General features: G+C 66.5%; 20 protein-coding genes. 13 read left to right on the top strand and 7 right to left on the bottom strand.

Going from position 1 to position 25,690, the window contains the following annotated elements; genetic code table 11:
• Both ENSA7_RS43520 and istB read left to right on the top strand, forming a co-directional pair.
• Window positions 1–811 (top strand): Mu transposase domain-containing protein (locus ENSA7_RS43520; protein ID WP_443655653.1); only part of this gene is annotated, 811 nt, incomplete at its 5' end.
• Complete coding sequence (gene istB / locus ENSA7_RS11360) at window positions 804–1,541, top strand: IS21-like element helper ATPase IstB (RefSeq protein WP_106089278.1); 738 nt, start codon at window positions 804–806, stop codon at window positions 1,539–1,541. The genes ENSA7_RS43520 and istB, both read left to right, overlap by 8 nt.
• Before the next feature lie 935 nt (window positions 1,542–2,476).
• Here the strand turns inward: istB and ENSA7_RS11355 are convergent.
• Window positions 2,477–2,995 (bottom strand): hypothetical protein, encoded by a 519-nt coding sequence (locus tag ENSA7_RS11355; RefSeq protein ID WP_181233643.1) that lies wholly within the window; start codon window positions 2,993–2,995, stop codon window positions 2,477–2,479.
• A gap of 258 nt (window positions 2,996–3,253) precedes the next feature.
• Here ENSA7_RS11355 and ENSA7_RS11350 point away from each other — a divergent pair, with 258 nt between their 5' ends.
• The gene (locus tag ENSA7_RS11350; RefSeq protein ID WP_106089276.1) at window positions 3,254–6,001 is read left to right on the top strand and encodes a COR domain-containing protein; all 2,748 of its coding nucleotides are present in this window, start codon (window positions 3,254–3,256) and stop codon (window positions 5,999–6,001) included.
• 164 nt (window positions 6,002–6,165) lie between these two features.
• Here ENSA7_RS11350 and ENSA7_RS11345 read toward each other — a convergent pair whose 3' ends face one another.
• Complete coding sequence (locus ENSA7_RS11345; RefSeq protein ID WP_106089275.1) at window positions 6,166–6,396, bottom strand: hypothetical protein; 231 nt, start codon at window positions 6,394–6,396, stop codon at window positions 6,166–6,168.
• A gap of 441 nt (window positions 6,397–6,837) precedes the next feature.
• On the opposite strand from ENSA7_RS11345, the gene ENSA7_RS11340 reads away from it, so the two are divergent.
• Complete coding sequence (locus ENSA7_RS11340) at window positions 6,838–7,695, top strand: cation diffusion facilitator family transporter (RefSeq protein ID WP_106089274.1); 858 nt, start codon at window positions 6,838–6,840, stop codon at window positions 7,693–7,695.
• 85 nt (window positions 7,696–7,780) lie between these two features.
• On the opposite strand, the gene ENSA7_RS11335 is transcribed toward ENSA7_RS11340, so the two are convergent.
• On the bottom strand, window positions 7,781–8,470 hold the full coding sequence (locus ENSA7_RS11335; RefSeq protein WP_106089273.1) for a receptor L domain-containing protein: 690 nt from the start codon (window positions 8,468–8,470) through the stop codon (window positions 7,781–7,783).
• A gap of 327 nt (window positions 8,471–8,797) precedes the next feature.
• Here ENSA7_RS11335 and ENSA7_RS11325 point away from each other — a divergent pair, with 327 nt between their 5' ends.
• From ENSA7_RS11325 to ENSA7_RS11300, 6 genes are all read left to right on the top strand, one after another.
• Window positions 8,798–9,412, top strand: coding sequence for a class I SAM-dependent DNA methyltransferase (locus tag ENSA7_RS11325; protein WP_106089271.1), 615 nt, complete (start codon window positions 8,798–8,800; stop codon window positions 9,410–9,412).
• 84 nt (window positions 9,413–9,496) lie between these two features.
• Entirely contained in the window at window positions 9,497–10,306 is an 810-nt protein-coding gene (locus tag ENSA7_RS11320; RefSeq protein WP_106089270.1) for a hypothetical protein, read from the top strand.
• A 141-nt stretch (window positions 10,307–10,447) separates the two neighbouring features.
• Complete coding sequence (locus tag ENSA7_RS11315; RefSeq protein ID WP_106089269.1) at window positions 10,448–12,529, top strand: S9 family peptidase; 2,082 nt, start codon at window positions 10,448–10,450, stop codon at window positions 12,527–12,529.
• 78 nt (window positions 12,530–12,607) lie between these two features.
• Window positions 12,608–14,011 (top strand): carboxymuconolactone decarboxylase family protein, encoded by a 1,404-nt coding sequence (locus tag ENSA7_RS11310; protein WP_106089268.1) that lies wholly within the window; start codon window positions 12,608–12,610, stop codon window positions 14,009–14,011.
• A gap of 172 nt (window positions 14,012–14,183) precedes the next feature.
• Window positions 14,184–15,503, top strand: coding sequence for a phosphatidylethanolamine N-methyltransferase family domain-containing protein (locus tag ENSA7_RS11305; protein WP_106089267.1), 1,320 nt, complete (start codon window positions 14,184–14,186; stop codon window positions 15,501–15,503).
• A gap of 425 nt (window positions 15,504–15,928) precedes the next feature.
• Window positions 15,929–16,408 carry a hypothetical protein gene (locus tag ENSA7_RS11300; RefSeq protein WP_106089266.1) on the top strand — a complete coding sequence of 160 codons (480 nt, stop codon included), beginning with the start codon at window positions 15,929–15,931 and terminating at the stop codon, window positions 16,406–16,408.
• 53 nt (window positions 16,409–16,461) lie between these two features.
• Here the strand turns inward: ENSA7_RS11300 and ENSA7_RS11295 are convergent, their stop codons facing one another.
• Entirely contained in the window at window positions 16,462–18,720 is a 2,259-nt protein-coding gene (locus ENSA7_RS11295) for a serine/threonine-protein kinase (protein WP_106089265.1), read from the bottom strand.
• 192 nt (window positions 18,721–18,912) lie between these two features.
• Between ENSA7_RS11295 and ENSA7_RS11290 the strand changes: the two genes are divergently transcribed.
• Window positions 18,913–19,332, top strand: coding sequence for a hypothetical protein (locus ENSA7_RS11290; RefSeq protein ID WP_106089264.1), 420 nt, complete (start codon window positions 18,913–18,915; stop codon window positions 19,330–19,332).
• Here ENSA7_RS11290 and ENSA7_RS11285 read toward each other — a convergent pair whose 3' ends face one another.
• The 3 genes from ENSA7_RS11285 to ENSA7_RS11275 form a co-directional block, all read right to left on the bottom strand.
• Window positions 19,333–19,953: an RNA polymerase sigma factor gene (locus tag ENSA7_RS11285; protein ID WP_106089263.1), complete on the bottom strand. Its 621-nt coding sequence runs from the start codon at window positions 19,951–19,953 to the stop codon at window positions 19,333–19,335.
• Window positions 19,954–20,015: 62 nt separating this feature from the next.
• On the bottom strand, window positions 20,016–20,393 hold the full coding sequence (locus tag ENSA7_RS11280) for a hypothetical protein (protein ID WP_106089262.1): 378 nt from the start codon (window positions 20,391–20,393) through the stop codon (window positions 20,016–20,018).
• Between the two features lie 87 nt (window positions 20,394–20,480).
• Entirely contained in the window at window positions 20,481–21,932 is a 1,452-nt protein-coding gene (locus ENSA7_RS11275) for a vWA domain-containing protein (RefSeq protein ID WP_181233642.1), read from the bottom strand.
• Window positions 21,933–22,053: 121 nt separating this feature from the next.
• Between ENSA7_RS11275 and ENSA7_RS11265 the strand changes: the two genes are divergently transcribed.
• Window positions 22,054–23,037, top strand: coding sequence for a TIGR03032 family protein (locus ENSA7_RS11265; RefSeq protein ID WP_106089259.1), 984 nt, complete (start codon window positions 22,054–22,056; stop codon window positions 23,035–23,037).
• A gap of 208 nt (window positions 23,038–23,245) precedes the next feature.
• Entirely contained in the window at window positions 23,246–25,642 is a 2,397-nt protein-coding gene (locus ENSA7_RS11260; RefSeq protein ID WP_106089258.1) for a galactose-binding domain-containing protein, read from the top strand.
• Window positions 25,643–25,690: the final 48 nt, after the last annotated feature.

Here is a 25,690-nt window from a genome sequence, read left to right as displayed (position 1 = left end):
CGGGTTTGAATTCGAGGCGCACGCCGTCGGCGACGCGAATCGCTCGGCCCGGGTCGAGCGACCGTTTCACTTCATTGAGAACAACTTCTATGCTGGCCGTGTATTCACGAGCCTCGATGACCTCAACGCGCAACTGCGTCAATGGTGTGATCGCGTCAATGACCGGGGCAAGCGCGACCTGCCCAAGCCACCGGTCGAGCTGCTCGCCGCCGAGCGGCCCGCCCTGAAGCCGCTGCCGGCCTTCATCCCCGAGGTCTACGAACTGCACGCGCGGCGGGTCGACACCGAGGGCTACGTCTCCTTGCATCGCAATCGCTACTCGATGCCGACCGCGCTGATCGGCCGGACCGTCGAGCTGCGCGAGAGCATGACCCGGGTCCGCGTCTTCGACGGCCATCGCCTCGTGGTCACGCACGAGCGGGAGCCGCCCGGCGCCAAGGCTCGAAGGACGCTCCCCGAGCACGAACACGACGGCCGCCACAGTCTGCGCGTCGGCCCGAGCGAAGACGAGAAGCTCCTGCGCGAGGTCTCGCCGGTGCTTGGCAAGCTCGTCGATCGGCTGCGCAAGCGCCACGGAGGCCAGGCCCTGCGCAAGGTCCGACGGCTTCGCCGGATGTACCTCGAGTACCCGACCGACGAGCTCATCGCGGCGGTCGACGATGCCCTGAGCTTCGACCTGTACGACCTCGACCGCATCGACAGGATGGTCCTGCAACGGATCCAGGGCGATTTTTTCCGGCTCGCCCCCCTCAACTCCCAGGCGAAAGCCGAGACCGACGACACAGCAAAAGAGGAACCCAACGATGAATGATGACCTCGACCAATTACTCGAAAACCTCAAACTCCGACGATTGAAACAGATCCTGCCACGCGAGCTCGAGCGGGCCGAGAAGCATACGCCCAGCTACTCGGAATTCCTCGCGCGGCTGCTGCGTGAAGAGTACCAATCGCAGGAGATGCGCTTCCTCGAGCACCGGATCCGGCGGGCTCGCCTGCCCGAGCGCTGGTCGCTCGAGACCTATCCGTGGGAGCAGCAACCCGGCGTCAGCAAGGCTGCGATGATGCAGCTGGCCCAGCTCGACTTCATCGACCGTGCCGCCAACCTCGTCTTCATCGGGCCGACGGGCGTGGGCAAGACCGGCCTCGCGTCCGCGATCTTGCTCGCAGCCCTGCGAGCGGGACGGCGTGGGCTCTTCATCAAGGCCCAGGATCTCTTCGACGAGATGTACCGAAGCCTCGCCGACCATTCCTCGCGCAAGCTGCTCGACCGGCTGACGCGGATCGATCTGCTGTTAATTGACGAGATGGGCTATCTCAACCTGCGACCCGAGCAGTCGAACATCTTCTTCAAGCTGATGGAGGAGCGCTACCAGAAGGCGGCGACGATCATCACGACCAACCTCGAGTACGAGGACTGGTACGCGTTTCTTGGGCAGAAAGAGATGGTCGGTGCGCTGCTCGATCGGCTGCGGCATCATTGCCATACGGTCCGCATCGACGGCCAGTCGCTGCGGACGCCTCAGCCCGACCTCGCCGCGTGAGCGCGGCCGAACAGACGAAGCCCCGTCGGCGGTCGCCGGCGGGGCTTTCTCGCGCCTGCGAGCGGTGCGCGGAACGTCTGCTCCTGGCGGGGGATCGGACGGGATAGAGGATCTGGCCTGGGTCATTTTTCCAGAGCAGAAGTGGGTCTCTTCTGGCGAGCGGTGAAGGAAAAAGCAGCCGTAGCGACGAGGGTCCACATACTGGCACAGCCTTGCCAGCATCACGACGGCAGGCCAAAATCTGCCGGTGCTGCGCGTCAACGCTGATGGCCACGCCGCCGAGTCCGCTTGCGGCAAGGTCGCCATTCAAACCTCTGAGGACTTGATCTCTGACCATCGCGTCAGGTAGTTTCCGTCGCACCGCCTCTATTTGCTGGTCTGCTCGAAGCCCCGCGTTTACCATGAGTTTCAGCTGCGGGTTCGGGTTGACCCCGACGAATTGCAGCCACTTGGCGGATTCGCCCGGCAGCTCATTTCGGAACGGTTCGAAAGTTGGGCACCAGTTGATGGTTGTCTTCGTTTGCATGGCCAGTTGCCAAGGAACTTGGGGCTCGCCCTCGGTGCGAACGAAGAGCCGGACAGGCTCTCCGCCGCGCTTGCGGGTCGCGGGACTCTGCCAGCGATAGCCGTCCTTGCTGGGCAGAACAGGAAGTGTCATGCTGCCGGATGGGCCGGCCGTGATGTGGATCGCACCCTGTTCGACGAAGACCCTGTCGAAGAACAGCGAGCAGAGCTTTAGGCGACGGCGAACGGAGTCCACCGGGCCACCTGCCAAGAGTGCTTTGGCGTTTGACGCCAAGGGAAAGATGACAGTGCGGGGAGAAGAACTCATCTTGTCGCTCCTTGTTGGCGGTGCTGGCGGCGCACCCGATTGTACACCCGTGGTCCCCCGGGAAATGCTTCGCCGCAGCCGATCGCGGCTGGGCTGGTGAGCTTCAGATCATCACGCATGCGTTGCAGATCCTCCGCAGCGCCGGCCAGTATGCGCGCGAGCTCTTCGTCGTAGAGCTCGACAGGCGCTCGCCCTGGTGGGCGCCGGGTTGGGTGATGATGCCGTCCCACTCGGTGTCGTGGGGGCCATCGCTGGTCTCGCCGGGGGACAGCGGGCGCTCGTGGACGACCCGGCGGGGGAAGCTGTCCGAGACGATCGTGAGCGACACCGGGCGACCCTCGAGGCCGCGGAGCAGGTAGGTGAACTTCAGCGGCTCCTGGGCGTACTCGGGGTGGCAGCGGGAGATCATCAGGGCCAGTTGGGCGTCGATGATCGGCTCGGGCGCGGGGGCAGGCGGAGCGGGGGCGTCCGGCTCGGCGTCGATGTAGTCGTGTGAGTGCCTCGAGAGAGTGCGGGGGCGTTCGAACACGCTCAACCGGCCGGAGCGCAGGAGTGACTCGATCCGGCTCCGCTGCTCGCTTGCTGTCCGCGAGAGGAGTCCGGCGAGGCCGTTGCGGGACATGAAGGCCCAGAAGCGCAGGGCAGAGACGGCGCGGCCGGGGTCGAGTCGCGTGGCGTTCTCGACCGTGGTTGCCGAGGGATAGCCACTGCTGCATGGGCCCCGACGTCATCAGGGCGAGCGTCTCGTCTTGTGGTCTGCGCCAGGACACGGGGCGACTGTACCACGGGCGCAAGAGGGTGGAGTTTGTGCTTGGTTTGGTGACGGGTGTCGGAGAAGTTGGGTACCTTGATCGAGGCGCCCCCCGCCCCCCCCATCCCCATGAAGCAGGTCAGCATTACGAACATCTTGGAGAAGGCGCGCGCGGAACAATGGGAAGAGCTGGCGCTGGGACGCGATGAGAACGACCGGCAGTGGTTGCGAACGACCGGGTGGAACCCGGCACGCACGTTCATCGTCGGGGGGGAAGCCCTCAACATCGAGGATGTCGTGTCGTGCACGGGGCTGCAGCGGCTAGCGATGCGTCACTGTGCGCGCGGGTCCGAGGGAGCGCTGGCGCTGGCGACGTTGACCGGCCTGACCTCCCTCGACCTGAGCGAAAACAGCATCGGGGACGAGGGAGCGCAGGCGTTGTTCGAAGGGCGGTGGGCGGGCCCAAAGCGCCCCAATAAACTTCGTTGGCTAGCGCTGCAACGCAACAACATCACCTTCCTCCCCAAGGAGATTTTGGACACCCGCGATGCCCAGGCCATCCTTGCTTATTACCGTCGCTACCGGTCCTCCGCGAACCAACCGCTCAACGAAGCCAAGCTCTTGGTCGTCGGCAACGAAGCCGTCGGCAAGACTTCGTTGATCCGCTATCTCACCACCGGCAAACCGCGCGACCCCGACGAGAAGAAGACCCCAGGCGTCATCGCTCACCAGAGGATCGAGACCCAGACTTGGTGTCCCGCAGACCAAGCCCCATTCCTCAATGTCTGGGACTTCGGCGGCCAGGAGATGCTGCATGAGACCCACAAGTTCTTTCTGACCGAGCGCAGCGTCTACCTGCTCGTCCTCGAGGACCGCCGCGAAGACGACACATCGATCTATAAGTGGCTGCGGACCATCTCCAACCGCGGCGGCGACTCCCCAATCATCGTCGTCATCAACAAATGCGACGACAACCTGCCCAAGCTTCTGCTCGATGAGACAACGATCGCCCGCGAGTGGCCCAGCGTCGTCGCCTTCGTTCGCACTTCGTGCAACGGCGATGAGGTAGCCGGGCAGACCATCAAGGCGCTCAAAGTCAAGATCCTCGAGACCCTCCAGCACGACCCTCGCCTCGCGCATGTCCGCGACCTCCTCCCCAATCCCTGGCGTCGAGTCAAAGACGCCGTCGCCGAGTTCGCCGAGCACCAAAAGGTTCTCAGCCACCTCGACTTCGTTCGGTTGTGCGAGAACGCCGAAGCGGCCGAGGCGATCACCGACGAGAACGAGCAGCGCGGTCTGTTGCAGCTGCTGCACAACCTCGGGGTGATCGTCGCCCATGGACTGAGGCAGGATGCTCCTGCCGCGCTCCAGAACGTCACGATCCTCGACCCTAACTGGCTCACCGGGGCGATCTACAAGGTGTTGACCGCCGGCTTGGTCGTGCAGCAAAGTGGGGTGTTTCGGCGTGAGCAGCTCGCCGAACTCCTCGACTCCAACGACTACCCCGTCGGCCGCTGGGAATTCATGTTGTCGATGATGCAGCTCGACAACATGGGCCTGTGCTTTCCTCTACGTGGGTCGACCAGCGAGGAGTACCTGGTGCCCGAGGCGCTGCCCAAGAATGCTCCCAACTACGACAGCTGGCCCAAGGACTCGCTGCGATTTCGATTCGACTACGAGTACTTGCCCCCGGGCTTGATTCCGCGGTTCATCGTCGAGGCTCACGCACAGGACACCAGCACGCGGTGGCGAACGGGGGTCGTGCTCACGGTTGCGGGCTGCTCTGTGCTCGTTGCGGGCAACCCAGGCAAGAACCGGCTTGACATCCTGGTGCACGGATCGGAAGCGATGCGCCGGTCTGCGCTCAACGTGGTGCTCGAACACCTCGGGCGTGTCCATGCGCTGAACCCTGAGATCAAGCCCGCACCAAAGGTGCCACTTCCCGACAACCCTGAAGTTACGGTCAGTTATCAGCACCTGCTCACGCTAGAGGACCTCGAGGGGCCCACATATCGCTATCTCCCAGAGAACGCGTCCCGCCGGTACAGCGTGAGCGAGCTGCTCGATGGTGTCCGCACCAGGCAGCTCAAAGACGACACGAAGCTCGTCGTGTCCGCAGACCTCCCATCGCCCGATGTGCTTTTGGTAGTGACGACCGACGTGGAATTCGAGGCCGTCGAAACAGCGGCGAAGGCGATCACGGGTCAAAACAGCGAGATCCTCAACGGACGGCGTCGAGTTTACTATGATCTCGGCACGATCGCTGATGCTCGAGTCTTCGTCGTTGAGACTGAAATGGGCGCCAGCGAGCCGGGAGGGTCACTTTCGAGCGTATCCACGGCGATCGCAGAACTGCGACTTGGGAGCTCGGCGGGAAGGGCTCCCGCGAGTGTGATCGCGGTGGGCACTGCGTTTGGGATGAGCGAAGGCAAGCAGGCGATCGGAGACGTCCTCGTCTCAACCCATCTGCGCAACTACGATCCCGAGCGGGTCGGGAAGAACGAAATTATCCCTCGAGGTAGCCGAGCACCCGCTTCGACCACATTGCTCTCGCGCGTGCGCGGTGCCACCAAGCGCCTGAAGGACTTCAAGGTCAGGCGCGGTCTGGTGCTTTCCGGTGCGAAGTTGGTCGACAATTTCGACTACCGAGAGAGTCTCGAGCGGCTGGAGCCGGAGGCGATCGGTGGCGAGATGGAGGGATCAGGCGTGCACACGGCGTGTCACGATGGCGGCGCGGAGTGGCTGGTCGTCAAGGCGATCTGCGATTGGGGGGACGGCAACAAGGGGGACGACAAGAACGCCCGCCAGAATCTAGCCGCCAAGAACGCCGCTACGCTGGTTTTCGCCGCACTTTGGAACGGCGGCTTCAAGCGGTGAGGTCGGGTCGTGGGGCATCCATAGGCCCTGCAAAGCACGCGGACGCGATCGACCAGCAGATCGCCCGGACGGGCGGACCACCAGCGAGTCTATCGTGCGGGCAGCGGCGTGGACGCGGTTGGGCCACACGAGCGAACGTCCGACTGGAACGCCCGGCGCGGTGTTTACTCCCTACCAAGAGCGATGGCAAGAAGCGTCAGCCCGACCGCGACGGTGCTCGCCAATGTATCAAGTCCACGAATGCCGTGCGGCCGACAACGCAGCCACTGCGAAATGAACCCGCCGCTGAACGCCGGTGCAATAACCGCCCAAACCCAAAGCTCGCGCTGCGCCGCAACCCAGATGATCCAGCCGGTTGCGGCAGCAACGACACCGATGATCCCTACCACCACCATTCGCCGCATGCTGCCGTGCCCTCCCCGATAATGAGTTTGCCGCACCCGCCTCCGGAAAAGGCCAGCATCCCGGCTGGATCTGACGTTGCTATCGTCACCCTCGCGGCTGCCGCTCTGAGCGTTGAAGTTGAAGGCAAGCGACTGTTGCTCGCACGGAACAAATCTATCCAGCGTGGAGCGGCCGGCAATGCTTCACCTCTCAGTTTCTGGAACACGAGCAACGCAACCTTTGCCCGCTGTTGTGCCGCCATGTGTCACAACCGGTAGTGTCCGACGTCGAACGCGCCGCGGCTTCGGGTCTCTACTTGGTGCAGGCAAGAGAAGGCTCGTGCGACGGGGCATCACCTCGCAGTCGGGCCGCCTCGCTCGCAGCCCCAGCCCCACGGATCTCCCGCCAAAGCCCGCTGGTGTGCGCCCTCCACCCCGTGCCATCATACGCCCGTGAACGCCAAGTTCCGCCAGCTCGCCGCCACCAGCATCGCCCTGAGCGTCGTCTTCCTAATCTTCCTATCAGCAGTCTACGCCTACTTCGGCAGCATTTTAGCCCTGAGTCAGGCAGCAGACAGCATCATCGACGTCCTCACCTCATCAGCCATCCTGTTCTCCCTACGCGTGGGCGCGAAGCCTGCCGACCGCAACCACCCGCGCGGCCACCACCGGGCGGAGCCGATCGCGGCACTAATCGCGGCGGTCCTGGCGGGCGTACTGGGAATTGAGGTGGTGCGTGCCGCGGTGATGGCCCTGCTCACAAACGCCGACCCCCACATGCACTGGCTGGTGGCCCTGGCCTTTGCCTGCAAGCTACTGGGCAAGCTGGGCGTGTTCGGGACCGCGAACATCTTGCACGAGCGCGCGCAGTCTCCCGCCGTGCGGGCCCTCGCGATCGATGCCCGCAACGACGTGCTGGTCTGCTCGCTCGCGCTGGTCGGCTTCCTCGCCGCCCGCTATGGCTGGTCGGCCTGGGATGCCTGGCTAGCGATCCCGGCCGGCATCTGGATCGGGTGGTCAGGTCTCGAGCTGGCCATCGACAACGTGCGGCTGCTCATGGGAGAAGCGGCGCCCGAGGCCCGGCAGCGGGCGCTGCGAGCCACGGCAGACGGCATGCCCCACGTGCGCGCCAGCCACGACTGGAAAGTGCGCTACGAGGGCGCGGGCCTCGAGGTCTCTGTGTCGATCGTCCTCGACGAGCAGCTGGCCCTGCGCGAGGCACACGACATCGCTGTCAGCGTGGAGCAGCGGCTACTCGCCGAGCCCGACGTGGTCAGCGTGACCGTGCATATCGATGTCGACGGGCCTTGATCCCACACGCGACGCCGAGCCACACGGGGAAGCGAGCGGCGCGACGCTCACGCGGCCCCGACCCACCATCGCACGTGCTACCCGCTCACTCGCAGCCGTCGATGAGGTTGCCAGAAAAGAAGAACTGCCCGCCGAGGGTGGTGAGGCCGTCGCGGATCGTCGTGATGTCGCAGGTCGGGAGGTTGATGTTGTCGTCGAACTCGGCGTGCTGCAGGATCGTGTGTAGCGCGGGCATCTCGGCGTTCTGCAGGCTGTCGTTGTAGTAGACGCTCAGGTAGCCGACCTGCTCGAGGGCCGGGAGGCTGATGTTCGTCAGCGAGGGCGCCATGCCGATCTCGAGCTCGCCGCCCACGCGCTGGAGATTGTGCAGCGGTGCGAGGCTGCCGACGCTGGTCTCGACGATCCAAAACCCACCGGTGACCTCGGTCAGGCACTCGAGACCGGTGAGGTCCGTGACCCCCCAGTGAATGCCGAGGTTGCCCTGCACGACCGAAACGCCGGCGAGCTGCTCGACGTCGGCGTTGCTCTCGAACGCGAGGCTGCCGATGTAGGGCTGATCCACGGGCAAGCAATCGGGGTTCGGGTCGTCATCGTCGTCGTCGTCGTCGTCGTCGTCGTCATCGTCGTCGTCGTCGTCGTCGTCGTTCTCCTCATCGCAGCCCTGCAGGTCGTCCTCATCGTCCTCGCCTAGCTGCTTGGGCTCGCCGAGGTCGCAGCCGGCGAGGACGAGGAGGAGGAGGAGGGGCGTGCTCGAGATCAAGCTTCGGTAAGACACAATGCTGGTGTGCCATCGGCGGCATCACTCGATCACGTCCGACCCGTTATTTGGTGAAAACGCCACATGCCCGGCGCCGATCGGCACCGGCATGGTCCACTGCGTCTCGTTGGCCCGCCACCACAGACACGTCGATGTTGCGTTCTGGGGCTGGAACCAGGACTGGCTCGAATCGGACGAGCGACTCCCATCGAGGTCTTGCAGGGTTCGGTGTCCACAGATGTAGTAAAAGTAAGGCGTGGCCGCTCGGAGCCTGAACACACTCGCGTGGCCGGCCGTCGCCGTGAGCGGCTGCTGTCGCAACGTCGAGGTCTCGGGCGCCGGGCCATGACGACGCTCCCTCCGGACCTCGCTGAGGGGACTCGCGCCACCTACGAGCGTCACGCTGTTGCGTTTGACCAGCACCGGCACCGCGTGCTGACCGAGCGCAAGTGGCTCGATCGACTGCTCGCCCTGTGCCCGCCCAACCTGCCGTTGCTCGACGTGGGCTGTGGCGCGGGCGAGCCGATCGCTCGTTACCTGATCGACGCGGGCCGCGTGGTGGTCGGTGTCGACTTCGCCGAGTCGATGCTCGAGCTGTGTCGCGCTCGGTTTCCCGACCAGCGCTGGATCTCGGGCGACATGCGTCAGCTCGAGCTTGGCGAGCTGTTTGGTGGGGTCGTCGCGTGGGACAGCTTCTTCCACCTCACGCGCAATGAACAACGCACAACCCTGCCGCGACTCGCCCGGCACACGGCCAGCGGGGGAGTGCTGTTGTTCACGTGTGGCCCGCACGATGGTGAGGTGGTCGGGACCGTCGAAGGGGAGCCGGTCTACCATTCCAGCTTGTCGCCCGCCGAGTACGCGTCACTGCTCGAGCGCGAAGGCTTTGTCATCGAGGCGTTTGTGGCCGAGGATCCCGACTGCGACTCACACACGGTCTGCCTCGCGCGCCGCAGGTGAGAGAGTCGGGCCGAACTCGACGAATTCAGCAGCGTACAAGCATTTATTGATCGTCCCCGACCCGACCCCGACTGGCTCGGCGTCATGCTCGATCGGATCCGCAGCGAAGTCATCGATCCCCATCGGCTCCCATCCTCGCGCAAGCAGGCGTTGATCGACGACCTCTACGCCACCCACGCGGCGATCTTCACGGGGGTCTCGCGCGAGCGCTTTGTCGCCTACGTCATCGACTCGCTGGCCGATCGCACGCGCATCGCAGTGTACCGGGCCGGAGGCCAGGTCGTCGGCTATCTGGCCGTGCACACGTTCGTGCGCGAGATCGAAGGCCAGCAGTGGGTGGTCGTTCGGGGCGAGACGGGCAAGCTGCCGGCCTATCGCCGCGCCGCGTTGGGCGGGCTGATGATCTCCGAGGTCCTGCGCGTGTGCGTCCGCTATCCGGGGGCGAACAAGGTTTTCCTGGGCTGCTTCGTGCATCCCTCGGCCTATCTGGCCCTGGCTCATGTGGCGCCAGAGATCTACCCACACTGGGACCAGCCCACGCCAACGCAGACGCGATCGGTGATGGATCGCCTCGCGGTCGAGTTCGGCCTCGAGCCCGTCGACGGGGCCCGCCCCGGTGTGTGCGGGGTCGGCTGGATCACCCGCGAGAGCGAAGCCGAGCGCGCTGCATGGACCGCGCGCTGCGATCCAATGGCGCGTCTGTTTCTGCGCGAAAACCCCGACTACAACCAGGGAACCGGACTCTTGACGCTCGTCCCGATCAGCTTCGCGGGCCTCGTCACGGGGACCTTGCGCCACGTCGGGCGGGAGTGTCGACGTCGCCTCGCGCGGATGAGGGCCTCGTCACTCTCACGCCGCGTCGACGCTCAGATTCGTGGTTGTACTGGTGCATGATCGAACGCAGCCTCGAGTACCTCGATCACGACGAAGGACGGTCGCCGGCACCCCGAGCGCCAAGCGTTCGACATTCCCCCTCACCCAGCATCCTCGCCCTCGCGCTTCGCGCTTGCGGCATCCACCGCTATCCTCCGCAGCGTGAACCCCCGCGCCACCTGGCTCGCATGCCTCGCCGCGCTGGCGTGCACGCCTCGACCCGATCCGACCCCGCCGCTCCCGGCCGAGGTCGCGCTGCCCGAGCCCAAGCCCGAGCCGGAGGACGAGCGCGGGGTGATCGGCGGCTCGGTGGATCCAACCGACTTCGAGTTCGAGGTCGACAGCCCCGACGGCGTGCTGCCGATCCTCGACGGGACGCCGCCGATCTCCGAGACCATGTCCGAGGCGCTGCGTCCCTACCTCGACGCCAGCCGCATGCGACTCGCGGCGGTGATGCCCGAGACCGATCAGATCCTCGTGCTCGGCCGCCACGGCTCGACGACGCAGGTGATGCTGGTGAGCCAGCCGGGCGCCGAGCCGCGTCCGCTGACGTCGGGCGCCGAGCCGGTCGTGCAGGCCACGCCGCTGCCGGGTCGACCCGACGAGCTGTTGTTTCGCCGCGACATCGACGGCAGCGAAGATCACCAAGTCTATCACCAGGACTACCTCAACGGGATCGAGACCCTGTTGACGGACGGGTACAGTCGCCACGGCCCGTTTCGCGTGGCGGCGACGCCCAGCCCGATGGTGGTGCTGACGGGGAACGCCCGCAGCGAGCCGGACATGGATCTCTACGTCTCGCGCGGGCTGGGCTCGGAGGAGCTCGGGGCCACGCTCACGCTCGCGGGCGAGCTCGATGGCCAGTGGATCGTGCAGGCGATCCGCCCCGACGGCGCCGAGGTGCTGCTGCGGCGGTTCTGGTCGGTCGAGCGCTCGGCGATCATGCGCTACACGCTGGACGATGGCTCGCTGGCCGAGCTCCCCGACACCCACGAGCCCGACGCGGCCTACCTCGACGCCCGCTACCTCGCCGACGGCAGCTTGCTGGTGCTCAGTGATCGCGGTCAGGATCACGTCGGACTCCACGCGCTCGATCTCCAGGGGAGTTGGTCGGCGGTCACCCCAAGCGTGCCGTGGGACGTGGAGAGCCTCGCGCTCTTGTCGGGCGGGCGGATCGCCTATGCGATCAACGAGGATGGCCGCAGCCGCCTGTTCCTGCTCGACCCGAACGACGCGGCGAGCAAGGGCGCGCGCGAGCTGGACCTGCCGCGCGGTGGGGTGCTCACGGGGCTGCGCGCGGCCGGACCCGACAAGCTGGCGTTCGCGGCCGGGTCGGCGGTCCAGCCCGCCGACATCTACAGCCTCGACGTTCGCCGCGGTGATCTGACCCGCTGGACGCAGAGCCCGACCGGCGCCGACCCAACCGGGTTCGTGCACCCCCGGCTCGCGCGGGTCCAGAGCGGCGACGGTGTGCCGCTGGCGGTGTTCATCTATTCGCCCCCGGGGCCGGGCCCTCATCCGGTGTTGGTGTGGATCCACGGCGGCCCCGAGGATCAGTTCAGGCCCGAGTTCAGCCCGATCATTCAGTTCTTCGTGTCGCGTGGGATCGCGGTGCTCGGTCCCAACATTCGCGGATCCGACGGCTACGGGCGTCGGTTTCGCGGTCTCGACGACGGCGTGCTTCGGGGCGGTGCAATTGAAGATGTCGGGGCGGTGCTGGACTGGATCGCGGGCGAGCCCACGCTGGACGCGGCGCGGGTTGGCATGGTGGGTGGCTCGTACGGTGGGTACATCGTGCTGGCGAGCCTGGCCGCGTACGCGGATCGCCTGGTCGCTGGCTGCGACATGGTCGGCATCGCGAACCTCGTCAGCTTCCTCGAGAACACCCGCGGCTACCGCAGGGACCTGCGTCGCGCGGAGTATGGTGACGAGCGTGACCCCGACGTCCGCGCGGTCCTGCAGCAGCTCTCGCCGATCACCAACGTCGAGCAGATTCGCGCGCCGCTGTTCGTCGCGCACGGTGCAAACGACCCCCGGGTGCCAGTCGACGAGGCCGAGCAGATCGTCGCGGCACTGCGTGAGCGTGGCCAAGAGGTCTGGTACATGCTCGCGCCGACCGAGGGCCACGGGTTTCGCAAGGCGATCAATCGCGACACGTTCTATGGGTTGCTGGCGACGTTCTTCGAGCGGCACCTGCTCGGCGAAGCCGGGGAGCCGGCCGAGTCGGACACAGCCCCGCTCTAAACCTGCGACAAAAAAATGCGCTGGTGTGCGCGCGCCGGTAGGGATCCCAGCGGCGAAGTCGTGATATGAATTGCTGCGTTGGACGACGACGCTACGACCCCCGACCACGCCCCCGGCAAGCCCACGCTGGAATACGCGCTGCGTCCATTTGCCGTCAGTCGCGAAGAGATCGTCAAGCGCTACCGGGCGGTCGCGCTGATGGTCCGCCAGATCCTTGGCGTGGTCCCCCACGCGATGGGCTACTTCGAGATCTGGCCGCCAGCGTTCACGACCTACAGCGTGCTGGTGCCGAGCCTGCTCGACATCCCCCGCTGTGATCTCGGGCGTGGCATCTCGCCGGATCTGCGCAGCCTCGTGGTGTATGTGGCCAGTCGCTCCTACGATTGTGCGTACTGCTCGGCCCACGCGGCGGGGATGGGCACGATCTTCAAGGGTCCCGGTGGCTCGCTGCTGCGCAACGCCGAGGCCATGGCGCCGCTGGACTCGAGCAAGTTCGAGCCGAGTGACCTCGCGGCGATCGACTACGCGACCGCGGTCGCGCAGATGCCCACAGAGGTCACCCTCGACCATCGACTGGCCCTGGCCAGGCACTTTAGCGAGCGCGACGAAGAGTCGGTGGTGCTCGCGGCCACGCTGATGGGCTTCCTCAACTGCGCCGTGGACACGCTGGGCGTGGTGCTCGAGCAACGGCTGCTCACCCAGTCGCAGGCGCACCTGGCCGCGAGCGCGTGGACGCCAAGCAAGAACTACGATGAGCGCTATGATCGCGAAGTGGTGGAGGCCGACGCGGAGACCGACGACGGCGAGACCCTCAACCCGCTCGAGCTCGCGCAGACGATCGCGGGGGTCATCGGCTACAGCCGCGCGTCGCTCAGCACCATCGAGAAGCGCCCGGACAAGATCTACGCGCAGGTCGAGGCGGCGCTGGGCTTCGTGCCCAGCTACCTGCTGCGGATCAGCCGAACCCCAGCCAAGCGCGTGCTCGCCCACCTGCTGATCGAGCGACTGCACACCATGCAGGGGCCCACGGGGATGTGGCTCAAATACGCGATGGGCTTCGTGGCCGCGAAGGCGAGCCACAACGAGCTGCTCGCTGCCCATTATGCATACGGGGCAATGCGCAGCGGCGCGAACGTGGGGATGCTGCGCGACGCGCTCGAGCCCAGTCAGGCCGAGACCCGCGAGGCGGCTGCGTTCGCGCTCGCCCGGGCGATCTCCAGCCCGCCCGTGGAGCTGCGCAACGACCAGATCCTCAGCCTGATGCGCGGGCACAGCCCGGTCGGCATCATCGAGTTGATCGTCACGCTCGCCACGTACACGCTGCTCCATCGCTACACCTCGACCTATCCGGCGGTCAGCTACGAGCCGCCAATCGCGGCGTTCGTCGAGGCCCACGGGGAGGCGCTAGGTCTGGCGGCGCAGCCCAACTCGCACGCGGCGAGCTGGGACCAGCAGGTGGCCAGCGTGCAGCGATCCGCGTGACGCCGAACCACGATTCGCGGTGATCCGCTGTGCGCTGAAGCAACACGGGGCTACGCTGTTGCGCGAGTGAGACACGTCGAGCACGGCTCAGTCATCCGTCGGGTGACGCGCGTCACGGATTCCAAAGTCGTTTTGGTTGTGGGCGCGACCGCGCAAACCCAGGCTAGGTCGAATGAGCGCAGAAGATGAACTGAAGCAGGCTGGCGGCTGGTTGGCGGGCGGTGGCGCGTGGTGGACGAGGGCCTTGGTCCCGGCCGTGCTGGTGTTTGGCTCGCCGTTGTTCGTGCTGCTGCTCTATGTGGTCACGGTGCACTATGACGGCAGCGTGCTCGCGGCGCTCGAGCAGCCGCTCGAGGTGTTGTCTCGGCTGCCGCGGCCGTCGTGGCAGGCGGCGGGCATGCTGGGGGTGTGGCTGACCTTTCAGGCCGCGCTGCTGATCCTGCTGCCGGGTGAGGTCCGCGAGGGGCCAGTGTCGCCCGCAGGCAACCGACCCCACTACTGGATCAACGGCGTCGCGGCGTTCATCGTCACCCACATCGCGTGGTTCCTGGCGACCGGTCCGCTCGGGCTGTTCGAGGGATCGGTCGTCTACGATCACTTTGGCGAGCTGCTGGTGACCTCGAGTCTGCTGGCGCTGGTCCTGTGCCTGTGGCTCTACGCGACCGGGCTGAAGATGCCGGCGTCGCGGGACGCGGGCGGGACGGGCCGGCCGATCTGGGACTTCTATTGGGGGACCCAGCTGCACCCGAAGATCGGCGGCGTCGAGCTCAAGCAGCTGATCAATTGCCGCTACGCGATGATGGGCTGGAGCATCATGGTGCTGTCCGACGCGTCGGCCCAGATCGCGCGACACGGCGAGCTGAGCACCTCCATGTTGGTGGCCGTCTCGCTGCAGGTCGTCTACGTGTTCAAGTTCTTCGTGTGGGAGTCCGGCTACTTCCAGTCGATCGACATCATGCACGACCGGTTTGGCTTCTACATCGCGTGGGGCGTGTGCGGCTGGCTGCCGAGCGTCTACACGATCTCGACCTTGTTCCTCGTCGATCATCCGTTCCCGCTTGGCTGGCCCACGGCCGCGGTGATCTTCGTGGCGGGGGTCACGGCGATCTACGTGAACTATCAAGCCGACGCGCAGCGCCAGCGGGTCCGGGCGACCGACGGCAACACCAAGATCTGGGGCCGACCGCCGCGCACGATCGTCGCGTCCTACACCCCGGCCGATGGCGTGCCCCGTCAGAACCTGTTGTTGGTGTCGGGCTGGTGGGGGGTCGCCCGCCACTTCCACTACTTGCCCGAGCTCGCGCTCGCGGTGGCGTGGACGATCCCGGTCGGCTTCGAGCGCGGGCTGCCGTGGTTCTACGTGATGTTCTTGACCATCTTGTTGGTCCACCGGTCGCTGCGCGACGACGATCGTTGCGCCCGAAAATACGGTGAGGCGTGGGTGGAATACCGGCGGCTGGTTCCGTGGCGGATGCTGCCAGGGGTGTTCTGATCCAAGGACCGCCTCGTCGGGGTCGCGCCGCGCGAACGCGGCTTCGATATGCGGAGAGTCACAACGCCGCAAGCTTCGCGCGCTCTGGTTTTTGTGGCGATGGACGAGGCCCGCTCCGGGGAGAACCGCGGGCGGGAGCGGGTCGTCGCCACGTGACTTTAGGCCAATTAGTCGGGCAGTTTCGTCGCGCGCCGGCTCAAATTGATGGTTTCGCCGCGGGGCAGCCGTTCAGCACGAGGGTCGGCGCGAGTCGGGAGTTTGAGGGTCGACATTCATGACCCGACGTCTTTGCTAGGCCAAACCCGATCGATATGCATGAGTGTCATGATTTACTGCTGACCGACTGGACCAGCTCGAAAGGGGGCAATTGACGGGGTGCGACCATTGCTGGAGCTCGCACGCCGCGAGCGAAAGGAATCAACACGATGAACATCGCCATCAATCTCCTCCTCACGTACTTCGCAACAATGACGCCCGCGGGTGACGGTATCCGTGATCTGTGTGACGTCGTCCATCGCGCGACCGGCACTCCGGTCATCTGCAGCCCCCACGTCGAGGGCGCGCCGTCGTATGACGCAGATGTCTGCTGTGCGGGCACTGACTGCTTCGCAATGGCGGGTCCCAGCTGCCGCGCGGGGGAGACGCGCTACCACTGCGATCTCGGCGAGGCCAACGGCAACGGCGGGGTCGATTGCTACTTCGAGGTCCCTGACTACTGTGAGGTCCACGAGTGCAACCCCAAGCCGCCCGGGTACAATCAGCAGCCGGAGGCCGCGTTCATCTGCTGCTCTTGGGGCATCTGCACCGAGTTGTACGATGGGTACTGCGAGGAGCAGGACATCTACTGGTGCTCGAGCCTGGCCACGTTCGAGGACGGTACGCTCGACTGCGTGGACTGGGATTAGGGCCTGGGATTAGGGCCTGAGATTAGGGCCAGCGCGAGCTGACTCGCGCGCCACTATAGGGCGTCGGGCATGTCGGGCTTGAGGAGCACGGCGGCCCGGCGCCCTTTTACGCGCCAGGCTTCGGCGACGGTGTTGTCGCCGAGCTCGGCGTAGGTCGCGGCGATCCACTCGCACTCCTCGATGCCAGCCCCGACCGCGTCCGAGTCGAACAGCGGCTGCAGCAGCTCGTCGGTGGTGAACGAGGCCTCGCGGAGCTGGCCGAGCTCGACCTGGGCGACGAAGATCAGCCGGTGGAGCGCGTGGGTCTGCGGGGTCCGGCCAATGAACGCCTCCTGATGGATCTCGAGGCTGCTGCGGGCGACGGCGAGCGCTTGCTCGTGCCGGTCGAGCGCGAGCAGGCCCTGGGCGAGGGCGAGCTTGGCCGTTGCGATGTCCTCACGCGGGCCGCCGTAGCGGGCGTGCTGGGCCTCGTACATGCTGACCGCCTGCTCGAGCAGCTCGACGCCGCGGGCTTGATCCGCGCGCGAGCCCGAGAGCAACCCGAAGCCATGCACGCGCGAGACCTCGGCGACTCGGTCGGCGCGGGTGTGGGTGAACATGCCGCGGGCCACCAGGGCGTAGGCGTCGACGTTGGCGATCTGGCCGCGCTCCCCGGCGACGACGGCGAGCTCGAGCATCGCCTCGGCCCCGAGCTCGTCGGCGCCGACTGAGGTCGCGCGCTCGAACGCGCTGGTGAGGTCGCGCTGAGCCGCGTCGAGGTCGTGCTTGCGTCGATGGATCTTGCCGCGCCAGTACAGCGCGCGCGCGATGTCGTAGCCGCTCTGGTGGACCCACGCGAGGGCCAGATACTCGGCCTGCTTGACCTGGGCGGGGTGCTCGCAGCACTCGTCGAAGTCGTCCATTGCGAGCAACGCCGCGAGCTCGTCGTCGCGGTCACGCAGCTCGAGCATGCCCGGTGAGCTGTCCGTGCTGAGCAAGCTGAGCGAGCTGAGCGAGCCGAGGTCGCTCAGCTCGCGGGGCGTGGTCGCGCTGTCGCGGGTGGGGTCGTCGAGGCAGCGCTCGGGCGGCGGCAGATCGTTGATCATCTTGGCGTAGTTGATCGTGGCTTCCGGCGGCGCGTCCAACAGCACCCGGATCGTCGCGTTGAACCGCGACTGCAGTCGGGCCGCGCACGCGCTGGGGACCTGGGGCTGGCCGGCGCGCTTGGCCGCGTGACACTCCTGCCCGCGCATCGCGACCCAGCGCGCGGCCCAGCTGTCGAGCGAGTCGCTGACCGACCGACTGCCGAGCGTGCGGCGAAGCTCGTGGGCGAGGCTCTGGTCCCACGCGATCTCGCTGGAGATGTCGTCACACGCGTCGGCCAGCACCTCGCTCGACGACGCGAACACCCCAACCGCGAACGCGGCCGCGACCGAGGCGGCGAGCAGCGGCCACTTGCGCCCAGACACGGGCGCGCTGGCCTGGCGCATCTCGTGGAGCAGCGTGGGCATGTCGGGCCAGCGTCGATCGGCCGCCGGGTGCAGCCCGCCCACCAACACCTCGCGCAGGGCCGGCGGCATCTCGCCAGGCCGGACGATCTGTGAGACCCGACCCTCGACCCGCGCGGCCTTCGAGGCGAAGGGCAGGTGGCCATAGAACATCTGAAACACGACGATGCAGTAGGCATAGAGATCGTCGCGTTGGTCCCGGTGGCTGCGCGCGCGCGTCTCCGGAGCCATGTAGTCGCGCGTGCCCGGCCAGTCGGCCATCGCGGCGTCGTCGTCGAGCGAGCAGGCGAGCCCGAGATCGGTGAGGTGCGGGCGGCCGCGCCCGTCGAACAGCACGTTGTTGGGCTTGACGTCGCGGTGGAGGATGCCGGCCTCGTGCAGCGCGGCGAGGCCTTCGCCAATGTCGAGCGCGAGCGCGAGCACCTGCTGCCAGGTGCCGTCGCGGGCCTCGCCATCGAGCACGCCGCCGGTCATCAAGGGCATCACGAGGGCGATCGAGCCATCGAGCACGCCGACGTCGAGGGCCGGGACCACGTTGGGGTGGTGGACCCGCGCGAGCAACCTGGCCTCGCGCAGCAGCGTGTAGCGATGGTCCGGGCCGCCGACCTCGTCGATGAACTGTTGCAAGCCCGCCGCGATGCCTAGATCGGCGAGTCGATCGTTGCCAAGGATGTCCAGCAGCGTGTCCTGCATCGAGATCTTCAGCGCGACCCGGCGCTCGAGGTCCCGATCCCACGCGCTGAACACCGTCGCGTTGTTGCCGGCGCCGATGCGCTGCACGTCTTGAAAACGATCTGGGTCGAACACCTGTAGGACGTTCACCATTGCTGTTGATGGTAACAAGCATGCGAAGCACGGGCGAACTCCGGGCGTCCCCCGCTGAGCGCAAGTTTATGCCGTGCGAGCTGCTCTGAACATCGATGGGGCGTCACCGGGAACATTTGCCTGATTGCATTAAAGTCGTGACACCTCATCGAGACTACTGACATCTGGGGAGCGGAAAGGGAGGATCTCACAATGGTCGATACCGCAGTGGTGCTAGCTGAACAGGCGCGGCGTGCCGCGTTGATACAAGCCGTGCGAGGGCGTCCGGGCCTGACGATCGAGCAGCTTCAGGCGCTGATCGCCAAGGGAACGTACGCTCAGGAGCTGCAAGAAATTACCGTCAGTGAGTTGCTGCGTCCGCATTCCATTCACTCGTCGGCGCTCGAGGTCAAATCAGGCGAGTCACTGGAGGCCGCAATCTTGCGCGTGTTCCATCAGCTGCCCGACCGCCAGCTGGCCTCGGGCTTTTTCTGTCGATACATGGGTCTCGAGCGGTGGACGGCGCAAAAAGTGTTGGCCGAGATGGCGGATCGGGGGCTGTTGGTGCGCTCGGGCAAGACGTCGGGGACCCGCTATGTCTTGGCGAACCAGGCGACTACTGGACGAGCATGATCACGATGACGAGGAAGAGCCAGGCGCCGCTTCGTCCGCAGGCTGGGGCGCCTCAATGAGCCCGGCGCGACGGGCCAACCACATCAAGTGATCGATCTTCTGGCGCGCGGTGAAACGGCCACTGAGCTCGCTCCGAGCACGCGCCAGGGTCATGCGGGCGGCACCTGGGCTGATGCCCAGCTCCTCGGCAATCTCACGATGATTGCGTCCCTCGACCGCAGCCGTCAGCGCGCGGAATGGGACCTCGTCACAGTCGGCCAATAGCGCGTTGATTTTGCGCAGGTCCTCGCGCGCGTCGAGCAGCTCTGCGTGGTCTGCGCCATCGTCCTGGCCGTACCCATGTAGCTGGGATTGGTACTCGATCGCGCGCCGTCGCAAGCGCGTGAGCTCGCGGCGGACGGCGTTGTTTGCTGCATTGAGCGCCCAATATTCGGGGTGCTTGGGCTCGGCGCCAGCCTCGAGCTTGGCGAGCAGGTCCAAGAGCGCGTCCTGGGTGACGTCGTGAACTTGGCTCTCTTTGTTGAAATAGCCGCAAATGTGTGCGCGCAGCAGCCTCCGAAATGCCTCGGAGGCTGCCGCCTCACCCTCCCGCAGCTTCTGGGGGTCTGGGGGCGTGGACATGCGGCCGACAATAGCCCGATGCACTCGGGCGCGGCTACTTTAGCCCCATTTGTGAGACACGCTCACCCGAACCTCTGGGTGAGCAGAGCCGCGTAGTCGCTCATGACACTGACCATGTCGGCGATCTCGGCGTCGCCGAGGTCTTGCGCGGCCTGTTGCAGCCAGCCGACCATCGCGTCGGCGGTGCCGATCGCGTCGTCGTATTGTTTCGCGTCGACCATCGCCGAGATTGCAATGAATGCTTTGGCGAAGTTGACGACCACGTCACCTTTGTACAGTTGTGAGGCGTCGGCGTTGACCAGGTCACCGAGCGTAACGACGTACTCGTCGCTCTTCTTGGCGAGCGTGACCGGATCGAGGTAGGTGGCCTTGGCCTTGATCGTGTCGAGCGTGTGCGGGGCGTCGGGATCACAGGTCTGGATGACCTGGTGGAAGCTCATCGCGTCGTTGGCCGCGAGGTGCTGGGGCTCGACCTCGGCAGGATCGGCGCTGTACTCCTCGCCGTGGAACTCCTTGATGCCGAAGTATTAGGGCATCGTCAGCTCCATCTGGACGTCGCGCGCGGCGATCGTGGTGTTGGCCAGGAACCGCTCGGGGTCGCCAAACATGCGCTCGGCCTCGGCCGCGCTGTCGACGAACAGGTACGCGCCCTTACCCGCGTCGGTGACGTCGTCCATCAGCTCGTCGTTGTAGCCGCTGGCCTCGCTGACGCCCACGCCGATCAGGTAGATGCCTTCGCCGTTGGAGTCGCTGGCCTCGGCGGCGATCAGGTCGATGTCGGTGATACCGGCGTTGGCCCCACCGTCGCTGACGAGGAACACCCGGTTGATGCCGCCCTTGATGTAGTGCTGATTGGCGAGGGCGTATCCCGTGACCAACCCGTCATGCAGGTTGGTGCCGCCGCCAGCGGCGATCTGGCCGATCGCGTTCATGAGCACCGGATCATTGGGACCGGTGACCTGATAGCCATCGAGCAGAATCGATTGCTCGGTGTCCCACCCGAGCAGCGAAATTTTATCGCCCGCCCGCAGCTGCCCGGCGGTCGCGGTCACGGTGTCGATCAGCAGCTCGATCGGCTCGCCGCTCATCGAGCCCGACATGTCCAGGGTGTAGACCAGGTTGAAGGGCGGGCGGTCCTTGGGGTCGAGGTGCTGGCCCTGGGCGTAGAGCAGCAGCGTGAACTCACCAGTCTCGGCTTTGGTCCGGCGCATCTGAACGCCGACGTCGAGCAGGTCGGTCGTGGTGTTGCCGTAGCTCAGGTCGTAGTAGTTGAGGAACTCGTGCACGCGCACGCGTGCGGCGGGGACGACCATGTTGTCGGCCACCAGGCGGCGCACGAAGGTCGGCGACGCCTGCGAATTGCTGTCGTCGTTGCTCATGTAGAGCACGACCGGATCGAGCGAGTCAGGGCACGCGGCGTCGGGCGGCTCGGCGGCGTGCCCTGGCATCGCGCAGCTGTCGACGGCGCAGTCGGGATCTTCGTCGAGCTGACAGTTGCAGTCGCAGAACCCGTCGGCCGTGCACGCCGCCGACGTGCACAGGCCGTCGACGCAGCCGCAGTCGTCGTCGACGCAGCAGGCGGGGGTCATGGGCGGCGGCTCGCCCAGGCCGTCGGTCCAGGGGAACGCCTCGCAGATCATCGGCTCGACACCGCACGCGCCTGGGTCCTCGGGGCTGATGCAGTCGAACAGGGTGTCGCCGTCGCCGTCGCCGTCGCCGTCGCCATCGCCGTCGCCGTCGCCCGAGCCGGGATCGCCATCGCCATCGCCCGGATCACCGTCCCACTCGTCGCCCCCGGGATCACCGGAATCACTCGCGCCGCCTTCGTCGCCTCCGGTCGACTCGCTGCCGGGCGCGCCGTTGCCTCCCGGCTGAGGGATCGGCGCCTCGGGCCACTCGGCGTCGCCGCCGACGAGCGGGCTGTTCTCGAGCGGTGTGGTCTGGCCACAGGCGGGGAGGCTGGCGAGCGCGAGGGACAACACAGCCAGGGAGGAGGGCGTAAGGCGGGACATACCCAAGGGGTGCCCCGAGCGGTCGAATCGATCATCTATGCCGCTCAGATCCCGGGCATCGACAAAAGGTTGCTAACGTGCGGGCCGGATGCCGCCCGGGTCAGTGCTGCCGTCTGTGTCTCCGGGGCTGTCGGGGTGGCTGCGCGCGCACGATGTCTCGCTGCTGGTCTCGGCGCCGGCCGCCGACCGTGTGCTGTCGATCTCGGCGGGGGAGGGTGAAGCAGTCGGGGTTGGCGTGCATGGGATGCCGCGGCCGATGGGGCTGGCGGTCGCCGGGGGGACGCTGTTCATCGCGTGCGCGCTTGGTGTGTGGCGGTTCGAGCACGCGGGTAGGCGTGGGTGGCTGCCGCGGGCCCAGCTGATCACCGGGGATCTGGACGTGCACGATCTGGCGCTCGAGCCGGGTCGCGGGTTGGCGATGGCGGTGACGGCGTACGACTGCGTGGGGCGGCTCTCGGAGTCGGCGAGCTTCGAGCCGAGCTGGCGCCCGCCGTTCGTCACCGAGCTCGTCGCGGAGGATCGCTGTCACCTCAACGGCCTCGGCTGTGACGACGAGGGGCTGCGCTACGTGAGCATGTTTGCGCGCAGCGACGCGGCGCAGGGCTGGCGATTGCGGACCGGCGACGGGGTGGTGTACGACACGTGCTCGGGCTCGGTGGTCGTCGGCGAGCTCGTCATGCCGCACTCGCCACGCAGCCACCTCGGGTGCCTGTGGGTGCTCGAGGCGGGGTCGGGCACGCTGCTGCGCGTGGAGCCGGGCGGATCGGTGCAGCGCCTCGTGCAGCTGCCGGGGTTCGTGCGCGGGATGTCGTTCGTCGGCGGGCATCCGCTGGTGACCTTGTCGCGGCCGCGGCGAGTCGGAGCGTTCTTGGGGCTGCCGCTGGGGATGTTCGCGGAGCCGGCTCGCTGCGGGGTGCGGGTGCTGAGCCCGGACGGCCGGACGGTCGAGCACGTTCTGGATCTGCCCGCGCCGTTTGACGAGCTCTACGACGTGGTCGCGCTGCCCGGCACAGCGGCGAGCTTTGCTGGGGTCAGCACCGACGCGGCCCGGCGTACGGTCGTCTTGGCCTGAGCGGTCGAGCGCCGATCAGCTCGGGGTCGCGTCGAAGATTCGAATTTATTCGACAGCCGATTCAAACTGCTTCGACTGCGCTGCGACGGCCGAGCTGCCATGTTGCCAACGTCATCGCTGGGCTTGACCGGCGAGACGGGGACACGACATGACCATCGGAAATACTCACAATCACCTTCTCAATCTGCGTCGAGGCCCAAGCCGCGGCGTGTTTGGACTCTTGACCCTCGCGGTCCTCGTGGCCGGTGCCTGCGACGCCGACGAGGCCGAGTTCGGTGCAGCGCCCGACGCCCTCGAGGCCGAGCAGGACGTCGAGCCAAGCGCCGCCGCGGACCTCGACGTCACGCCAGCCGATGGCGGGGTGCTGGTGCTCGGATCGGGGTCGGAGCTGATCGACGAGCTCGGGGACCAGATCGCGCTGGTCTCGACCGCCGGCATGGACGCGTCGGTCCGCTTCGACGCCTTGAGCGAGAGTCGGGCGCTGGCCGTCGACATCTCGTCGTCGACGGCGGAGGACATCGCCGAGTGGAAGCCGATGTTCGACGAGGCCTGGCGGCAGCGTACGCCGATCGTGTTCACGAACGTCGACGACACCAGCGTGATGGCTGCGGCGGTCGGGTTCGGAGTCGAGGGCAAGGTGGTCGTGGCCGAGAGCCTCGCGCCGGTCCGGGGCTTCAAGCTGCACGTGCTCGGTGACGAGCCGGAGTTGCTCACTGAGGCCGGCGAGCCACTGTCTGAAGCGGATGCGCTGCAGCTGGACGCGGGCGCGTGGGTCGGGAGCAGCGAGGTCGTCGAGCTGATCGACGACCTCGCCGGTCTGCCGGAGCTGGCCGCGTCGGGCGGCTATCCCGACGGCAGCCACATGTTGTTCCTGGTCGAGCCAAGCAACCACTCGACGAGCATCTCGAGCGGCGCCCAGACCGTGACGCGAAACATCGGGTTCCGCGTCGACTTGTATGTGGACGTCGACGACGAGCGCAAGTACATGATCGTCAGCGAGACGGGGTCGGGGATCAGCGCCGGAACGATGTACAAGGACACCTCCGAGGATCGCGGCTACTACCAGGAGTCGGTGTCGATCGACATCGAGCCGCTGCACGACGCGCTGGTGGCCGAGAAGCACGCGCCACAGACCCCCAACGGGGAGACGACCTATACGAGCTCGACCAACACCGAGACCTCGATCACCGCGTCGTTCGGCGTGCCCACGGTCAGCGTCTCGGTCAACCAGGGGACATCGGAGAGCCGGAACATCCCGGACTTCGAGGTCTTCGATCACTCCTCACTCAGTCGCTCGACCTGGCGCTTCATGATGTCGAATTCACCCGAGGGTGCTTACGACAGCTGGGACGATCTCGTCAACGGCAACAGTTCCAAGGTCGCGAGTCCGCCAGCGCTGGCCACGACCACGCTCTCACCCGAATTCGAGACCGTGTATTGGGCCGACGAGGGCTTCGAAGGGGTCGCCCTGACCAAGCTCAACTACTCGGTCGCGTACGAGCACGTGTGGGTCGTGACGAGCCCCTGGCCGTGGGAATCCAACGAACAGCATCACACCAGGTTCACGCGTGACCACGCGCGCAACGTGGCCATCGACTTTGGCGCGGTCAGCCTGCCCCACGCTGGGACCCAGCGGTTCGACGAGACCTGGAGCCCCGACTCGATCCCCGAGCGCTGGCTGACCGTGGTCGAGGGCGCCCACGACAGCGCGGCCTGGCAGGTCGTGCCGGGCAACTGGGTTCACATGACTGGCAATTCGTGGGGCATCGGAGCCGACGGTCTCTTGCGCGGGACCTACCTCGAGGCGTTCGACAGTCACATGCGCGACGGGACGCTCGTCGCCGACGTCTGGCCTGACGATACTGACAGCTGGGGCCTGATGTACGGGATCCAGGACGCCGGAAACTACTATCGGGCCGCGGTCGACAAGAAGCGAAACTTCGCGCGAATCGTGAAGTTCGTGGATGGCGTCGGGACGATCCTCGGCGAGGTCCCCTGCCAGTTTACCACCGGGATGTTGCACGAGCTGAAGTTGGTCCGCTCGGGGACCGCTCACCACTTGTATCTCGACGGCGTCAAGCTCTTGACCAGCCTCGACAACACCCTCGGGGGTGGCAGCGTCGGGATCTACGCTGGCGAGATGGGGTCGGTGTACTTTGACCGGGTCCGGATCCTCCGGGCGGATGAGCCCGATCGCAACCTCGCCTACGGTCGGCCAACGACGCAGTCGTCGACCGAGTTCGGCGGCTCGGCCAGTCGTGCCGTCGACGGTGGGACCAACGGCGATTGGGACAAGGGGTCTGTAACGCACACGGCATCCGAGAATCAGGCGTGGTGGCGGGTCGATCTCGGATCGATGCGGACCGTCAACGACGTGACCGTGCGCAACCGGACCGACTGCTGCGGCCAGCGCCTGTCCAACTACAAGGTCGAGCTCCTCGACGAGCAGCTCGACGTGGTCGCCACTCGCTCCCACTCCGGGGCCTCACCCGCGCGTCGCGACTTCGACATGGGCGGCGCGACCGGCCGCTACGTCCGCGTCCGCCTCGACGGTAGCGACTACCTGTCACTCGCCGAGGTCGAGGTCTGGGGGCCCGAGCTCTGAGCTGAGCTGAGCTGAGGCGGTCGCCATCGCTTCGCCGCGTGCGAGGGA

Source organism: Enhygromyxa salina (genome assembly GCF_002994635.1).
GTDB lineage: Bacteria > Myxococcota_A > Polyangia > Nannocystales > Nannocystaceae > Plesiocystis > Plesiocystis salina_B.
The sequence above is the reverse complement of the archived record's forward strand: the minus strand, read 5'-3'. Positions and strand labels throughout refer to the sequence as shown.

What these genes read in the sequence shown, in the direction of transcription:
- istB (WP_106089278.1), top strand. Translation starts at nt 804, where the DNA reads ATGAATGATGACCTCGACCAATTACTCGAAAACCTCAAACTCCGACGA.
- ENSA7_RS11355 (WP_181233643.1), bottom strand. Translation starts at nt 2,995, where the DNA reads ATGTCCCGCAACGGCCTCGCCGGACTCCTCTCGCGGACAGCAAGCGAG.
- ENSA7_RS11350 (WP_106089276.1), top strand. Translation starts at nt 3,254, where the DNA reads ATGAAGCAGGTCAGCATTACGAACATCTTGGAGAAGGCGCGCGCGGAA.
- ENSA7_RS11345 (WP_106089275.1), bottom strand. Translation starts at nt 6,396, where the DNA reads ATGGTGGTGGTAGGGATCATCGGTGTCGTTGCTGCCGCAACCGGCTGG.
- ENSA7_RS11325 (WP_106089271.1), top strand. Translation starts at nt 8,798, where the DNA reads ATGACGACGCTCCCTCCGGACCTCGCTGAGGGGACTCGCGCCACCTAC.
- ENSA7_RS11320 (WP_106089270.1), top strand. Translation starts at nt 9,497, where the DNA reads ATGCTCGATCGGATCCGCAGCGAAGTCATCGATCCCCATCGGCTCCCA.
- ENSA7_RS11305 (WP_106089267.1), top strand. Translation starts at nt 14,184, where the DNA reads ATGAGCGCAGAAGATGAACTGAAGCAGGCTGGCGGCTGGTTGGCGGGC.
- ENSA7_RS11300 (WP_106089266.1), top strand. Translation starts at nt 15,929, where the DNA reads ATGAACATCGCCATCAATCTCCTCCTCACGTACTTCGCAACAATGACG.
- ENSA7_RS11295 (WP_106089265.1), bottom strand. Translation starts at nt 18,720, where the DNA reads ATGGTGAACGTCCTACAGGTGTTCGACCCAGATCGTTTTCAAGACGTG.
- ENSA7_RS11290 (WP_106089264.1), top strand. Translation starts at nt 18,913, where the DNA reads ATGGTCGATACCGCAGTGGTGCTAGCTGAACAGGCGCGGCGTGCCGCG.
- ENSA7_RS11285 (WP_106089263.1), bottom strand. Translation starts at nt 19,953, where the DNA reads ATGTCCACGCCCCCAGACCCCCAGAAGCTGCGGGAGGGTGAGGCGGCA.
- ENSA7_RS11280 (WP_106089262.1), bottom strand. Translation starts at nt 20,393, where the DNA reads ATGAGCTTCCACCAGGTCATCCAGACCTGTGATCCCGACGCCCCGCAC.
- ENSA7_RS11265 (WP_106089259.1), top strand. Translation starts at nt 22,054, where the DNA reads ATGCCGCCCGGGTCAGTGCTGCCGTCTGTGTCTCCGGGGCTGTCGGGG.